Below are 14,706 nucleotides of genomic sequence, written 5' to 3'. Positions count from 1 at the left end.
GCGCCTGGTGCTCTTCCTATATCCGTTCGCGGCGGCTGCCAGGTGGTTCCCCCACTCCGTCTCGGCTTCGCCGAGCCACCTCTCCCCCCTCCGGAGGGAGAGGAAAGGAGCCTGGCTGGGCGGCGTTGACATCGACGAACTATCTCTCTGCTCGAGGCTGCAAGATGTGGCGCGCCCCGCCTGAGTCTGGGGCGCGCCACGGGCGCAGGGAGATACGCCCTATTCCTTCAGCACTGCCCTTACTTCTTCAGCACTGCCCTTACTTCTTCAGCACTGCCCCTACTTCTTCAACACTGCATTGGCCTTCGCCGCCGCGTCCTTCAGGCCTGCCTCGGGGTCGCCGCCGAGATAGATTTTCTGCATGGCGTCCGACGTGATCTGGGCGACTTCTTCCCAACCCGGGATGACCGGCGCGAAGCGGGCGTCGGGCAGGAGCGCGGTGAAGGCGGCCAGATCGGCGTTGTTGACGTAGTAATCCATCTTGGCCTCTTCCTTGTTCACCGGCAGGAAGCCTTCGCCTTGCGTGAACTTGGCGCGCTGCTCCGTGGTGAACAGGAAGTCCATCAGCTTCCAGGCCTCGTCCTTGTTCTTGGAGTTCTTGAACATGATCATGGAATCGGTGACGCCATAGGTGCCGCGTGCGCCGGTCGGACCAGCCGGAATGGCGGCGACGCCGTATTTCAGCGTCGGCGCCTCGTCCTTGATTTGGTTGGACAGGAAGGGCGCGGTGATCATCATGCCGACCTTGCCCTGCTTGAACAGGTTCTGCACGTCCTCGCGGTTGTTGGAGGTGACACCCGGTTCGGTCAGCCCCTCGTCGATCATCGACTTGTAGAGCTTGGCGGCTTCGAGCGCGCCCGGCGTGCCAAGGCCCGACGTGCCGTCCTTGTTGAGGATCTCGGTGCCTTGCGACCACATCGCGTAGTAGTAATAGACGTCGGTCTCGATCTCCTTGCCCTGCAGGCCGAACCCGAAGGCGCCGGTCCCCAGCGCCTTGATCTTGCGGGCGTCTTCCTGCAGCTCGGTCCAGGTTGCCGGCGGCTTGGCGATGCCGGCCTTCTCGAACAGTTCCTTGTTGTAATACATGGCGCGCGCCGAGGCGGCGATCGGCAGGCCGTAGGTCTTGCCGTTCATGATCGAGGGCGACAGGAACGTGTCGATGAAGCGGTCCTTGAATTCGGGCGTGATGTAGCCATCGAGCGGCTCGGCGACGTCCTGCTGGACGAAGTCGATCAGCCAGCGCGTGCCGATGATCGACAGATCGGCATTTGTGCCGGCGGTGATGTCGGTGGTCAGCTTCTGCAGCAGCACATCCCACGGCACGACTTCGAACTTGACGGTGATGCCGGGATTCTTCGCCTCGAATTCCTTCTTCACTTCCTCGAAATAGGGGCCGGTCTTGGCGCTGTATTCGGCAACGGTGACCCGCACTTCACCCGCATTCGCCTGCGCCGCGAAGGCCAGCATGCTCATTCCGGCCATCAGGCCGACAGTCCATTTCGCAAGGTTCATCTGATCTCTCCCATTTTGTCCGCGCCTTTGCGCTCCTTGAGCCTGATCGTTGGCACAAGATTTATGTGACTTTCCTACATTATCGATGAATCAGCCGCATGCAAGCGGATTAATATGTTGCTTAATTACATTCCCTTCATTAGCCTGCCGGCATCTGCCTGACCTGCGGGAGGAGCAAGCGCCGTGGTTTCGAAAGCCGAATTCGAAGGCCGCACTGTCGTTGTCACGGGCGCCGGCGGTGGCCTTGGCTCGGCGATCGTCGCACTGCTGGCCGACAGGGGCGCGCGGGTGGTCGGCTGCGACCAGTCCGACGAGGCTCTGGCCAGCCCGAACCTTGCCTCGCGCCATGTTTTCAACCTTCTCGACCGGGCATCGGTGGAGAAGGCCATTGCTGCCGTGCTCGACAAGGATGGCGTGCCCGACATCCTGATCAACAATGCCGGTTGGACACGTGCCGAAACGCTGAAAGCGCTGACGGCGGACAAGATCGAGCACGAGCTCGACCTCAACCTGACCGGGGTGATGATGTTCGCCGACCCCATTGCCAAGGCAATGGCCGCGCGCGGTTCGGGCAATGTCGTCTTCATCTCCTCCGTCAACGCCATCGCGCATTTCGGCAATCCCGCCTATGCCGCCGCCAAGGCCGGCATCAACGCCTATGCCAAATCGATCGCGGTCGAGCTTGGCCGCAGCGGCGTGCGCGCCAATGTCGTCTGCCCGGGATCGATCCGTACCGCCGCCTGGGACCATCGCCTTGCCAAGGATCCGGAGATCCTCGGCAAATTGCAGCGGCTCTACCCGCTCGGCCGCATCGTCAACGCTTCGGAAGTGGCCGAAGCAGTGGCCTTCCTTGCCTCGGACCGCGCATCGGGCATAACAGGCGTGGTGATGCCCGTGGATGCCGGACTGACCGCCGGCTGCCTGCCCTTCATCGACGACATATTGGGAGCGTGACCATGACCGACGTCGAGTTTCGCGACCTGTCGAAATCCTTTGGCCAGCACAAGATCCTCGAGAACATAAGCCTCGATATCAAGAGCGGCGAATTCGTGGTGCTGGTCGGCCCATCCGGCTGCGGCAAGTCGACCTTGCTGCGCATGCTGGCTGGCCTGGAGACGATCACCTCCGGTGACCTTTTGATCGGCGGCGTGCGTGCCAACGATTTGCCGCCGCAGCAGCGCAACATCGCCATGGTGTTCCAGTCCTATGCGCTGTTCCCGCATCTGAAGGCCTCCGACAACATCGGCTTCGGCCCGAAGATCCGCGGCGAGACGCGCACGGCCATCGACGACAAGGTCAAGAAGGCCTCCGGCGTCCTCAACCTGTTCTCCTACCTCGACCGCTACCCCCGGCAATTGTCGGGCGGCCAGCGCCAGCGCGTCGCCATGGGACGCGCCATCGTGCGCGAGCCGTCGGTGTTCCTGTTCGACGAACCGCTGTCCAACCTCGATGCGCAGTTGCGCGTGCAGATGCGCGTCGAGATCAAGGCGCTGCACCAGCGGCTGAAATCGACCATCGTCTACGTCACCCACGACCAGATCGAGGCCATGACCATGGCCGACCGCATCGTCGTGATGGATCGCGGCCGGATCCAGCAGGTCGGCGCGCCGCTCGAACTCTACGACAGGCCGGCCAACAAGTTCGTCGCCGGCTTTCTTGGCTCCCCGTCGATGAGCTTTGTCTCCGGGGCTCTCAAGACGACGCCTGAGAGGACCTGGTTCGAGTCGATCGGCGGCGGCCGGCTTGCGCTTGCCGGCAACCCGCTGCCGGCGGGCAGCGCGGTCGAGGCCGGCATCCGGCCCGAGCACTTCATGATCGGTGAAACGGCGGACGCCATGACGCTGAAGGTGGATGTCGTCGAGCCGACCGGCTCCGAGACCCATGTCTATGGTTCCATTGGTGTCGACGCGGTGCGTGCCGTGTTCCGCGACCGGGTGCCGGTCAGGCCTGGCGATCTGCTGCCGGTCTCCGTCGATCCCGGCAAAATCCATCTGTTCGACACCGCGACGGGCCTGCCGCTGAGATGACGACGGAAGCGCCAATGACGAATACACGCGCATGAAGACGCCGGCCGACATCATCACGCGGCTGCAGCTGATATCGCAGGACGGCACCAAGTCGGACCGCCGTCTGGCAGGCCTGGTGCTGTCCGATCTCGACTTCGCCTCCAAGGCGGCGATTTCGGAGATCGCCGGGCGCGTCGGCGTCAGCGAACCGACGGTGACCCGCTTCTGCCGCAATCTCGGCTGCGAGGGCCTGCGCGATTTCAAGTTCTACCTGGCGCAGGCGATCGCCATCGGCGGCCAGTATCTTTCGCCCGAGCCGCTGAGCCGCGACGCGCGCGAGCAGCGCATCGCTTCCGCCATCACCGAAGCGGCGATCTCAGCCATCCAACGCGCCAGCGAGAACCTCGACATGACGACGCTGGTCGCCGTCGCCGAGCGCCTTGCGACGTCGGGCAACGTTCTGTGTATCGGCTCCGGCGGCATCTCCTCGATGATGGCGACCGAGATGCAGAACCGGCTGTTCCGGCTCGGCCTGCCGGTGCTGGCGCAGATCGACGGCCAGCTGCAGCGCATGTACGCCGCCGTTGCCACGCCCGAAACCACGCTGGTCGCCTTTTCCGTCTCAGGCTATGCGCGTTCGGTCATCGAAGCGGTACAGGTCGCCCAGCAATATGGCGCCACCACCATCGCCATCACCGCGCCGGACTCTGCGCTGTCCAAGGTCGCCGACACGGTCATCCATCTGCAGCCGCTCGAGGACGGCAACATCTACAAGCCGACATCGTCGCGCTATGCGCTGCTGGCGATCGTCGACATGATCGTGACGTCGGTAGCCGAGACGCGCGGCCCGAAGGTGCTGGAGAATTTGCGCCGCATCAAGCAGAGCGTGAACACGCTGAAGGTCGACGACCCGCGTTTGCCGCTCGGCGATTGAGAGCCTGCCGATCTCCTCCCTCGTGGGGGAATGTCCGGCAGGACAGAGGGGGCGCTGTCCCGCAGACAGATCAAGGGTCTCCATGCCGCGCAAGCGGTGGATCTTGGATCAGCCGCCGAGCGCTTCAATGCTCCGTGACAGCGCCTCGGGATCGCCTGAGATTCGCAGCGTCTTCAGCCTGGCCGTACCGCCAGCGACAACCGAAACGGCCGAAACAGGCACGCCCAGCGTCTTGGCGGCCAGTCTTTCCAGTGCTTGATTGGCGGCGCCGTTTTCCGGCACGGCGCGGACCCGCGCCTTCAGGTGGCTTCGCCCGTCCGCCGCCGTTTCGACGCCTTCGAGCCTGTCCACGGAAGATTTCGGCGTCAGCCGCACGAACAGATCGATGCCGTTGTCGCGGATGCGGAACGGCGCGCTCATGCGGTCGTCAGGCGCCCAGCAGCAGCGGCGCCACCGTGGTGAGGATGAACTGCCTGAGGAAGAACAGGATCAAAAGCAGGATGATCGGCGAGATGTCGATGCCGCCAAGGTCCGGCATGAAGCGGCGGATCGGCCGCAGCGCCGGCTCGGTCAGCCGGTAGAGCATGTTGCCGATGCTACCGACGAACTGGTTGCGCGAGTTGACGACGTTGAAGGCGTAGAGCCAGGAAAAGATCGCCGAGGCGATGATGACCCACCAGTAGAGGTCGAGCGCCATGACGATTGTTTGAATGAGGGCGAGCATGCCGGTCTCCAATTGTTGCCGACATGTAGCCATTGCATGCGATACGGGCAAGGGCTGGCTTTGCATGGGCGCCAATGCCGAACCATGACCGTTTTCCGCTCGGCTCGATGCCGGTGTGTCAAAAATGGTCCGGTCACGGCACCGAGGCTTCATGGACAAAGCCAATCCCCAAGCTCTACAAACCGGCCGCGGGCACGCGCGACGTGAGTCGGCGTAGACCCCGATTTGTTTCAAAGGAAAATGCATGCATATTCGGTCGATGGTTGTACGGTTGGGAACAGTCGCCTTGGTGGCGGTTGGGGCATTCGCCTTGCCGGCCCAGGCCGAAGGATTCCAAAACATCGTGCTTTCGGCCACCGAGCATGCGGAGCAGACGCAGGCGACATTTTCACCGGACACGGCGAAGATTTTCCTCTCCGCCGACCTGACGGACGAGGTGGCTTCGGGATCGAAGCTCACCGTGAGCTGGATTTCGGTCGATTCCGGCGGTGTTGCGCCGGCGAACTACAAGATCGACGAGGTCAACTTCGAAATCGGCGCGATCGACAACCACGTCGACTCCTCGATGACCAAGCCGGATGCCGGCTGGCCGGTCGGTACCTATCAGGTGCAGATCGCTGTCGACGGCACTGTGAAGGAAACGGTCGATTTTTCCGTGAAGTGACCGGCGGCGCCAATTGGCTTCTCCTCCACAAACTGTCGGTCAAGCGGTGCAGCGCCGTCATCATCGGGTGGCAGGAGGGGAACAGCCCTGGCGTCGTGATGCGACTGTCGAGACGCACCGCTTGATTCACGCCGCCGCGCGAGGATGATCGGCAAAAGGCTGATGCCCGCTCGATCAGCCCGTAGAGCGTGATGCCGACGAATGGGCGAATATGCGAATCCGGCGAGGCCACTTTCCATCGGCGGCGACCTGACACCCAGCGGCCGATAATTTCGGCAAAACGCCGCCTTGACAGAAAACCGCCACGCCCGATAAATGCGCCATCCGTTGGACGGGGCTGTAGCTCAGCTGGGAGAGCGCGTCGTTCGCAATGACGAGGTCAGGAGTTCGATCCTCCTCAGCTCCACCAGCGGAATTTTGAAGGAATATCTCCAAGTAAAATCAATAAGATAGCCGAAAGAGCCAATTTAATTTGGCTCACGCGTTTGACCCACGTTTCAGGCCATCGCCGGTGCCATGTCGCCGGTGTGCGCCCATAGCCTTTGTTCCAATCATGCCGAGACGACCCAGTTCGGCGGCCATCCGAACTGTCCGCCCGCTTAACCCTGATGCAACCAGCGCGGGCTATGATAAGCGATGGATTGCATGCGAGCCGCTCCAAAGGCGACCTGATTTGAACTACCATCGGACGCCAGTCGTTGGCGCCACCTATGCAATTGCGATAGCAAGCATAGGCGCTGACAGGGGGGACACCTATATGGCCGGAAGCAGTCGGCACTCACCAATCAGCAAGGTCATTCTCATCGCAGAGATGCTGATTGGTGGTATTGCCGTGGCAGCCTCCCTTTGGACGGGGAAAGGCATCGCCGCAATCTATGGCAGTGGCATCTATCTCATAGATCGGATCCAACACCCGCTCATTTATTGGGGTGGATTAATCGCAATCCTGCTCGGTCTTGTAGCGTATCCGCTTTGGTGTCTCTACAAGGGACCACCGAAGTACTAAGAGTGGCCTGTTCGCCCGTCTGCGCCGGCCTCAATGAACCTGACGGGCAACCCTGCGGCGATCTCCTCAGCCATCTCCGGCAACAGCCATTCAAGGGCCTGACGGGTTCGACAATAGGACTAAGGTCGCCACGCCGGGCGACCCCCGCGTGTTCCTGACCTGTACTGGGCTCACAGGCCTTCTCTGTTGTGCTGGAGCCAAGGCGTCTTGGCATGGGCCCTGGCAGTTCCGAAGCGGAAGAGGTGGTCGAGCGCCGATGCCCCCAAAAAAGGCCATGGGCAATTTCACGCGGTTTCCAAGGCAAGACGATTGTCAATTGGACTTATGGCGATGGCCGCTGTGGGATCGGCGCTATTTTTTTTGCAAGCCGCACCATTAGACTGGCGTTCTCAAATCAGTTTTTTCTGTGTGTTGTGACAAGGCGTTTCGGTGGGGCGACCCGAAGACGCTATATGGACTTCGAGTCGAAATGAAGAATTCGCCTGCGAAAGCAAAGACGTGTCCATTCGCGAGAATCTCGCTGCAAATCTCAGACGGCTCTGCAAGGACCATGCCTCCGTTAGCGCGGTATGCCGTGAGTTGGGTATCAACCGCACACAGTTCGAACGCTACCTGCAGGGGCAGACCGTTCCGAACAAGGCCACTGCCAAGCTGATTTGCGACTACTTCCACATCAACGAAGCCGAACTGTATCGGGATCCCGGTACGCCCGAGCCCACGGTTGCCGGCCTGCCGCCGATTTCCGAAACCCTGTTCAAACAGATGATCCGCCCGCCCGCCCCATCGATCGCGGGAGGCACCTATTTCACCTACTTTTCGATTCCGGCCCGCCCCGATCTGTTGATGCGGTCGGTGACCTTCGTACGCCGCGAGGCCGAACTGGTCACGTTCCGCAGGGTCACCGGATGGTCGGAGCGCGGTGGCTCGACTTGGGCGCGGGCGCGCGGCAACCACTATGGCGTGGCCATCTCGCGCCTGAACTGGATCTATTTCAGCGGCGTCAACCGCCGCCAGACCGGCGAACCGTCGCTGATCTCCGTGCAATGGGCTCCCATCTCCGAACCGGTGCTGATCGGCAAGGCCATGCTTCTGACCGAGGCCGGACCGGCGTTCGTATCGGTCATCATGCGGCAGGATTTGTCCGGCATCCCGGCACGGCATGCGATCCGCATGGCGCATGTCGTCGGGTTTGACGATCCGGCCATCGATCAGCTGGTCGTCAGCCTTGCCCGCGACTGGCAAGACCAGTCTCCCGGTTACGCTAAATAAGAATAAGGATACCCCGAAAAAGCGTATGTTGCCGACAGGCTACTCCATATCCGAGAAAAATCGATTTTTTAGACTTTACGGGCAAGAAAGATATTTCATACAACATTGGCTTTACTACAATTTTAACAAACTGTTAACTCTTTCGACCTTACCTTTCTTCTCGCGGATCCCGTTGTGGGGATCTCTCATCAGATCCCATCGGGGGGTCGGGAAAGGGACGAAAATGGCCAAGAAAGTGAACAATGCCCCGAAGCTGACGGTCGCCGCAGGCACGCAGACGGTCTTCTTCTCGCAGGGCATGCACTACAACAAGCGCTGAAGTCGCTCGGTGTCCGACAGGCCGTCGGCCTGTCGGTGCCTTGCTTCCACAAAGTGCCTCGCTTCCACAAACGGCATTCAGCATCATGAAAATGCGCTCTTCAAAAACGCTTGTCTTCTACCCCGGGACCAACAAGGTCACGGCCTGCAATTTCCTGACCAGAAGTGTCTTCGAATGCAGCCCCGAGGTGATCGGCCTCCTCGCGTCCTGGGACGAATGGGCCTCCACGGCGGAGATCGCGCGTGCCCACGGATGGTCGAAGGCCGAGCTGAATGCCGTCGTCCCGCAACTGCTTGATTTTTCCGCCCTGGTCCCCGCCGGCTCGCCGCTGGCCGAGCAGGAGACACAGTTCTCCGGGCAATGGAACTGGGGGCTCCCGACCGCGCTGATGCATTTCTGCGTCCAGGACTCGGAGTTCATGACCATCGAACAGGCCGAGGCTCGGCAGATCGAACGCGCCGGTCACGTCGCGCAGCCCGATCTCCTGCTCAAGAACGCCGCGGGCGCCATTGCGCTGCCGAGCGCGCTGGATGACAATGAACTCCTCGCCTTGATGGCGCAGCGCCGCACCAATCGCACGGCGGCCGCGCCCACCATCACTGCAAAACAGCTTTCCGACTGCCTGTTCGCGGGCATGGGCATCACCGGCGAAACCAGCAATTGCGTTGGCGCCCTGCCGCTGGGCATGACCCCTTCTGGCGGCGCGCGAAACCCCTATGAAGCCTATGTGATCGCGCTGGGCGTCGAGGGCCTGGAGCCTGGCGTCTATCACTATTCCGCCGCCGATCACGATCTCGGCAGGATCTCGGCCAATCATCTGCCGAAGATCTCCGAACTGGTCGGCGGGCAGGAATGGGCGGATGCCATGCCTTGCCTCATCCTGCTTTGCGCCAGCCTCGAGCGCACCATGTGGAAATATGAGGATGCCAACGCCTATCGCGTCGTGCTGATCGAAGCCGGCCATATCGGCCAGAACATGATGTTGGCGGCAACCAGGCACGGTTTGTCGGCCTGCCCCACGGCCGCGCTCAGCCATACGGCGATCAAGCGTCTTCTCGGCCTCGACCGCCTCACCGACGCACCGATCTATGCCTTGACCCTCTCGACCCCGGAACCAGGCCCGCATTCGGCGGGTCGGTCAATTAATTAGCCGACTCAATATGACAGGAGCACCACGTGGCAAATCAGTCCCTACGTCAGTCGGAGATCGATAGCCTTCAATATATCGCGTCGATGACCAATGAGCTGGTGCAGATGGCCGAAGCAAGCCGTTTTCCCATGATCTCTTATCTGCTCGGCATGGCCTATGCCGAGGCCTTCGATGTCCTGCGCGGCGCGCGGCCGGCAAGGCATGCGCAACTCAGCGGCAACCCGATGCATCCCACGCCGCGTGCAAAGGAAAACCACGCGCAGCCAAGGAGAGCGTAGCGGATGCACTCGCCAGCCCTGTGCGCACCGGCGGGCTCGTCGCCGAACCGGTGGGAGACACTTTGTGCGCTGCAAGGCCTGCTGCCGCTCCTGAGACGGCCGCCGCCGACCTCGACCATGGCGGAATAGTCTACTGGTTCGAGCAGGCCGAAGCCGAGATTGCCAACATACGCAGACAATTGAGGGGACCCGCAAATGAACATGATCGCCGCCATCAGGGCCGCCGACGCCAGCGAAAGCGTCTTCGGCCGGCTCCATGCCCTGATCTCCAGTCGGCCGGCATCGCCGGATGTTGCGCGCGGCGAAGCCCGTCAACTGATTTCCATGGCAGTGGCCGACACCTGGCAAGCCGACAGCCTCTGGGGCGCGGCGGATGCTTTCCATGCCCATTTCGACTTCATGATGCAGACCGTCGAGATCAATGGTCCCGGCGATCCGAACCTCGCGACCCTGCGCACGAAATGCCGCTTCTACCTGGAGCAGGTCGAAGCGCTGTGCCGGTCGATGAGCCTTCGGTAGAGAGCCGGCTCCGGTTTTTCCCGGAATTGCATCAGTTTCCCGGAATTGCTTCAGTTCCCGGATTGCTTCAGTTCCGAAGACTGAACACGAAAGGCGCCGTGCGGCTGACGCGCGAGCCGAGCTCCGATGGCGGTGCCGGAACGGTGGCCCCCTGCAGTACGGCAAGCGCGGCCCGATCGAGTTCGGCGTCGCCGGACGAGCGCACGACACGTGCCGATATCACGCGGCCGGACCCGTCCACGGTGAAGGTTACGTTGGTACTGCCTTGCGAGCCCCTCGATTTCGCGGCGCTCGGATAGCGCTTGTGCCGATTGATCCATGCCGTCAGCCGCGTCTCCCACTTGGCCGGGCTGATACCTGAAAACCCGGCCGACGACTTTGGCGCGGCTGCCTTGGCCGCCGGCCTGCTGTTCGCGCTTGCGGCGGCCACCGTCCTTGCCGGCTCCGCCTTTTCCTTCCTTGGCCGTGGCTTGGGCTTTTCGACCGGCTTTTTCGCTTTGACTGAGACCGGTTTCTTTTCCTTGGGCTGCTCGAGCGGCTTTGGCTGCGGCAGCGGAACGACGACCTCCGGCGCGACCGTCTCGATGACGTCGGGAACGACCTCTCCCAACGGCGGCTGGTCGACTGGTTCCGCTTCGCTTGTCTCTGTCGGCTCGATCTCGTCGGGCGGCGCCGTTTGCGGCTGCTCGGCCGGCTGCGCCTGCCCGGCCACCTTCTCGGGTTCGGCCTCGACGGCCTTTTCGATCTCCTCGACCGCCTCGGTCCGGTCGGGTGTCGCGGCATCCAGCATCGCGGCCTGTTCCGGCACCGCCGGCGTCATCACCATCGGCGACATCTCGATCACCAGCGCCGGCGGCGGTCCGCCGTCGGCCTCGCTCGGACTGAAGCTCTGCACCGCATAGGCGACCGCGACATGAGCGCCGAGCACCAGCGCGGCTGCGCCTGCCCACAAGCCAAGGTCGCGCCAACGAAGGCGCGACAGCTCAGCCGTGGGCATGGCGGCCGCTTGCGTCATGGCGCTGCCGCTCCGGTGGCGGCGGGTGCCGGGGCATCGGCCGCGGGCACCGTCTCCAGGCCGACCAGCGCGATCTTCAGATAGCCGGCGCCGCGCAACAGGTTCATCGCTTCCATCAGCTCGCCATAAGCGACCGCCTTGTCGGCGCGCAGGAAGATGCGCGTCTGCTTGTCGCCCTTGGTCTTGCCGTCCAGCGTCGCGGCGAAGACCGGGCGCGGCACGGTGTCGTTGCCGATCGCCAGTGTCAGGTCATCCTTCAACGTCAGGAACAGCGGCGTTTCCGGCCGTGGCGCGGGCGTTGCGGTCGATCCCGGCAGGTCGACATTGACATCCACGGTCGCCAGCGGTGCGGCGACCATGAAGATGATCAGGAGCACCAGGATGACATCGATGAACGGCGTGACGTTGATCTCGTGGCTTTCCTCGAGATCGTCATCCATGGTCTGGCGGATTCTGCTGCCCATACTATGCTCCCGCTACTCCGCCGCCATCGCCGTCGCGGGCGCGACAGTGCGGAAATCCAGGTCGCGGCTGACCAGCCGTTCGACGCCGGCCGACGCATCGGCCAGGATCTGCCGGTAGCCGGCTATCGAGCGCGCGAAGACGTTGTAGATGACGACCGCCGGTATCGCCGCGACGAGCCCCATCGCGGTGGCCAGCAGCGCTTCGGCGATGCCGGGTGCGACCACGGCGAGATTGGTGGTCTGCGCCTGCGATATGCCGATGAAGGCATTCATGATGCCCCAGACGGTCCCGAACAGACCGACGAAAGGCGCGGTCGAGCCGATCGTCGCCAGCACGCCGGTACCGCGCGACATGCGCCGCGATGCCGCCGCCTCGATGCGCGACAGACGCGAGGTGACCCGCTCCTTCAGCCCATCGCCCGAGACATGGTCGAGCGCGCCGGCCGAGAGCGCGGCCTCTTCCTCCGCCGCCCGCACCAGGAGCGCGCCGGGACCGCCACTGCGATCGAGCGCGCGGCTCGCCTGCTTCAACGTTGCGGCATCCCCGATCGCGCGGACGGCGCGGCTGATGCGCAGCTTGCCGCCAAGAATCTCCAGCGATTTCGCCAGCCATATCGTCCAGGTGACGAGGGACGCGAAGGCCAATCCGATCATCACCGCTTTCACGATAATGTCGGCGGCCATGAACATGCCCCATGGCGACAGGTCGTGCGGCAAGGTCAACTCCATTGCCGCCGAAGATCCGGCTGTCGCATTCGGCGCGCCAGCTGGCTGCTGTTGCGCGGGTGCCATCGTGGCCGGTGCGGCAGCCGCCGGTGAGGCGGGCGCGGCTGGTGCAACGGGCGCCGCGACAGCAGGGGCGGCATCGGGGGCGGTGCCGGCCGGTTGCTCCTGGGCCGTTGCACTGGCAGCCGACAGGATCACCGATGCGGCCAACGCTGCCAACAAACCATTTCTCGACAAGAGCCTCTTCCTTGTTTTCACAGCGGCGAGCCGCTTCCTGTTTCCCGCCGCCTCGGCCTACTGCACGTAGCCGACGGGTTGGCCGGTGACGGGGTGCGCGAACACGCCCATCTCCACGCCAAAAATGCCTTTCAGCACGTCGCCCCGCATGATTTCGCCGGGGGTGCCGCGCGTCAGCAGCTTGCCGTCCTTCAAGGCGATCAGTTCGTCGCAATAGCGCGCCGCCATATTGGGATCGTGCAGCACCACGACGACGCAGAGGTCGCGCTTGCGGCTGAGCTCCCGGACCAGCCCCAGCACCTCGACCTGATGGGCGATGTCGAGCGCCGAGATCGGCTCGTCGAGCAGCATGACGCCTGCATTCTGCGCCACCAGCATGGCAAGCCAGGCGCGCTGGCGCTCGCCGCCCGACAATTCATCCACCAGCCGGTCGGCGAAACCGTCCATGTCGGTCAGGCCAAGCGCTTCCTCGACATGCCGCCTGTCCTCGGAACCGAAGCGGCCGAGCGCGCCATGCCAGGGATAGCGCCCCAGCGTCGCCAGCTCGCGCACGGTGAGGCCGGTCGCCGCCGGCGTCGTCTGCGGCAGGTAGGCAAGTGCACGGGCGAACTCACGCGCGCCCCATTGCGGCAGCGGCCGTTTGGCGAAGGTGATGGCGCCGGAACTTGCCGGCTGCTGGCGTGCCAGAAGCTTGATCAGCGTCGATTTGCCAGAGCCGTTGTGGCCGATCAGCCCATAGACGCGCGAGCGCTGCAGTTCGAGCGAAACCGGGCCGAGCAACGTCCGCTCGCCGACGGCAAAACGCACCGCGTCGATCTGAAAGGCAGTCTCGGCTCCAGCCACCGTCATGGCTCTTCTCCAGTGCGGCCGCCGGACGTCCAATTTCTGGCCGCGGCAGGCAGGTGCCGGTTGACTATGAAACATGACATTACTAGTCAAGATTGAAGATGACTACAACGGTCAACAAATCGTCGTGACAGCCGATATCGCGAACGGATCCTCAGAAAACAGGAGGTGCACCGGATGATCAGCGGACGCGGACCAAGCGGGAGAGGCGCAAACACGCGCAATGAAGCCCAGCGTCTGGTGTCGGCGCATTGAACCATTATGGTTGGTCGAAAACAGGGAGCCACCGATGATCAAGGCAACGCCCTTCGACTTCCCCTATGACGGCATGCTCGTCGCCGAAAACACCGCGCTCGTCGTCATCGACCTGCAGCAGGATTTCCTGTCGACGACGGGCTATTTCGCCAGGCAGGGATATGACCCTTCACCGCTGCGGGCGATCCTGCCGACCGTGAACCGGCTGATATCAGCCGCGCGCAGAGCCGGCATCACCATCATCCACACCAGGCAAGGATACCGCGCCGACATGGCCGACATGACGCCCTACGAGAAATGGCGCCGCAAGCGCTCCGGTCTCGACGGCACCGACATCCTGCTGCGCTCGGGTCCGGGGTTCCAGATCGTTCCGGAGATCGATGTCGCGCCTGACGACATCATCGCCGACAAGACCTGCAACAGCGCCTTCACCTACACGGATTTCGAGCTGGTGCTGCGCGCCCAAGGCATCACGCACCTGATGTTTTCCGGATGCACGACCGATGTCTGCGTCCACACCACGTTGCGCGAGGCCTGCGACCGCAATTTTCAGTGCCTGACGATCTCGGACGCCTGCGCCAGTGGTGACCGGCAAGCGCACGAGGCGGCGCTTCACATGGTGACGGTCGAGGATGGCGTCTTCGGCGCGCTGGCGGATTCAGCCGCCGTCATCGACGGCCTGTCGCAATTATCCAGCAAGGTAAGTTAGAGCATTTAAGATCGATGCCTGCGGGACAGCACCCGCCTCTGGCCTGCCGGCCAGAGGGGTGTGTGAAGGATCG

At 63.0% G+C, this 14,706-nt stretch carries 16 protein-coding genes and 1 tRNA gene; 10 read left to right on the top strand and 7 right to left on the bottom strand.

The genetic code is table 11. The features are described from left to right. Window positions 1–279: 279 nt before the first annotated feature. Window positions 280–1,512 (bottom strand): ABC transporter substrate-binding protein, encoded by a 1,233-nt coding sequence (locus tag AC0NIH_RS05415; protein ID WP_013892372.1) that lies wholly within the window; start codon window positions 1,510–1,512, stop codon window positions 280–282. Window positions 1,513–1,695: 183 nt separating this feature from the next. Here AC0NIH_RS05415 and AC0NIH_RS05410 point away from each other — a divergent pair, with 183 nt between their 5' ends. From AC0NIH_RS05410 to AC0NIH_RS05400, 3 genes are read left to right on the top strand one after another with little or no spacing between them, the layout of a single operon-like run. Beyond that, entirely contained in the window at window positions 1,696–2,466 is a 771-nt protein-coding gene (locus AC0NIH_RS05410; RefSeq protein ID WP_473460971.1) for an SDR family NAD(P)-dependent oxidoreductase, read from the top strand. Window positions 2,467–2,468: 2 nt separating this feature from the next. After that, window positions 2,469–3,539, top strand: coding sequence for an ABC transporter ATP-binding protein (locus AC0NIH_RS05405; protein ID WP_473460968.1), 1,071 nt, complete (start codon window positions 2,469–2,471; stop codon window positions 3,537–3,539). Between the two features lie 31 nt (window positions 3,540–3,570). Continuing rightward, window positions 3,571–4,452: a MurR/RpiR family transcriptional regulator gene (locus AC0NIH_RS05400; RefSeq protein ID WP_473460966.1), complete on the top strand. Its 882-nt coding sequence runs from the start codon at window positions 3,571–3,573 to the stop codon at window positions 4,450–4,452. 108 nt (window positions 4,453–4,560) lie between these two features. On the opposite strand, the gene AC0NIH_RS05395 is transcribed toward AC0NIH_RS05400, so the two are convergent. Beyond that, window positions 4,561–4,872 (bottom strand): DUF167 family protein, encoded by a 312-nt coding sequence (locus AC0NIH_RS05395; protein ID WP_023777535.1) that lies wholly within the window; start codon window positions 4,870–4,872, stop codon window positions 4,561–4,563. Window positions 4,873–4,879: 7 nt separating this feature from the next. Then, entirely contained in the window at window positions 4,880–5,176 is a 297-nt protein-coding gene (locus tag AC0NIH_RS05390; RefSeq protein WP_013892367.1) for a YggT family protein, read from the bottom strand. Window positions 5,177–5,420: 244 nt separating this feature from the next. Here AC0NIH_RS05390 and AC0NIH_RS05385 point away from each other — a divergent pair, with 244 nt between their 5' ends. The 6 genes from AC0NIH_RS05385 (at window position 5,421) to AC0NIH_RS05360 (ending at window position 10,381) form a co-directional block, all read left to right on the top strand. Next, window positions 5,421–5,840 carry a hypothetical protein gene (locus tag AC0NIH_RS05385; protein ID WP_473460963.1) on the top strand — a complete coding sequence of 140 codons (420 nt, stop codon included), beginning with the start codon at window positions 5,421–5,423 and terminating at the stop codon, window positions 5,838–5,840. Window positions 5,841–6,173: 333 nt separating this feature from the next. Continuing rightward, a tRNA-Ala gene (locus AC0NIH_RS05380) sits at window positions 6,174–6,249 on the top strand. A 1,095-nt stretch (window positions 6,250–7,344) separates the two neighbouring features. Then, window positions 7,345–8,115, top strand: coding sequence for a helix-turn-helix domain-containing protein (locus tag AC0NIH_RS05375; protein WP_473461172.1), 771 nt, complete (start codon window positions 7,345–7,347; stop codon window positions 8,113–8,115). A 410-nt stretch (window positions 8,116–8,525) separates the two neighbouring features. Continuing rightward, window positions 8,526–9,584, top strand: a complete 1,059-nt coding sequence (locus AC0NIH_RS05370; RefSeq protein WP_245264221.1) for a SagB/ThcOx family dehydrogenase — start codon at window positions 8,526–8,528, stop codon at window positions 9,582–9,584. Between the two features lie 26 nt (window positions 9,585–9,610). Further along, a complete protein-coding gene (locus AC0NIH_RS05365; RefSeq protein WP_023765988.1) occupies window positions 9,611–9,862 on the top strand; it encodes a hypothetical protein in 252 nt (83 codons plus the stop codon). 195 nt (window positions 9,863–10,057) lie between these two features. Beyond that, entirely contained in the window at window positions 10,058–10,381 is a 324-nt protein-coding gene (locus tag AC0NIH_RS05360; protein WP_473460960.1) for a hypothetical protein, read from the top strand. A 67-nt stretch (window positions 10,382–10,448) separates the two neighbouring features. Here the strand turns inward: AC0NIH_RS05360 and AC0NIH_RS05355 are convergent, their stop codons facing one another. Genes AC0NIH_RS05355 through AC0NIH_RS05340 form a run of 4 tightly spaced genes read right to left on the bottom strand, consistent with a single transcriptional unit; the run spans window position 10,449 to window position 13,672 of the window. Then, window positions 10,449–11,396: a TonB family protein gene (locus AC0NIH_RS05355; protein ID WP_473460957.1), complete on the bottom strand. Its 948-nt coding sequence runs from the start codon at window positions 11,394–11,396 to the stop codon at window positions 10,449–10,451. Then, window positions 11,393–11,860, bottom strand: coding sequence for a TonB system transport protein ExbD (exbD, locus tag AC0NIH_RS05350; protein ID WP_473460954.1), 468 nt, complete (start codon window positions 11,858–11,860; stop codon window positions 11,393–11,395). Before exbD ends, AC0NIH_RS05355 begins: the two co-directional genes overlap by 4 nt. 12 nt (window positions 11,861–11,872) lie before the next feature. Further along, window positions 11,873–12,823, bottom strand: coding sequence for a tonB-system energizer ExbB (gene exbB, locus AC0NIH_RS05345; protein ID WP_473460951.1), 951 nt, complete (start codon window positions 12,821–12,823; stop codon window positions 11,873–11,875). Window positions 12,824–12,880: 57 nt separating this feature from the next. Continuing rightward, window positions 12,881–13,672, bottom strand: a complete 792-nt coding sequence (locus AC0NIH_RS05340) for an ATP-binding cassette domain-containing protein (RefSeq protein WP_473460948.1) — start codon at window positions 13,670–13,672, stop codon at window positions 12,881–12,883. Between the two features lie 286 nt (window positions 13,673–13,958). On the opposite strand from AC0NIH_RS05340, the gene AC0NIH_RS05335 reads away from it, so the two are divergent. After that, complete coding sequence (locus AC0NIH_RS05335) at window positions 13,959–14,633, top strand: cysteine hydrolase family protein (RefSeq protein WP_473460945.1); 675 nt, start codon at window positions 13,959–13,961, stop codon at window positions 14,631–14,633. Window positions 14,634–14,706: the final 73 nt, after the last annotated feature.

The organism is Mesorhizobium sp. WSM1386 (genome assembly GCF_055901595.1).
Note: the sequence above shows the minus strand (reverse complement) of the source record. Positions and strands in the feature narration are given on the sequence as shown.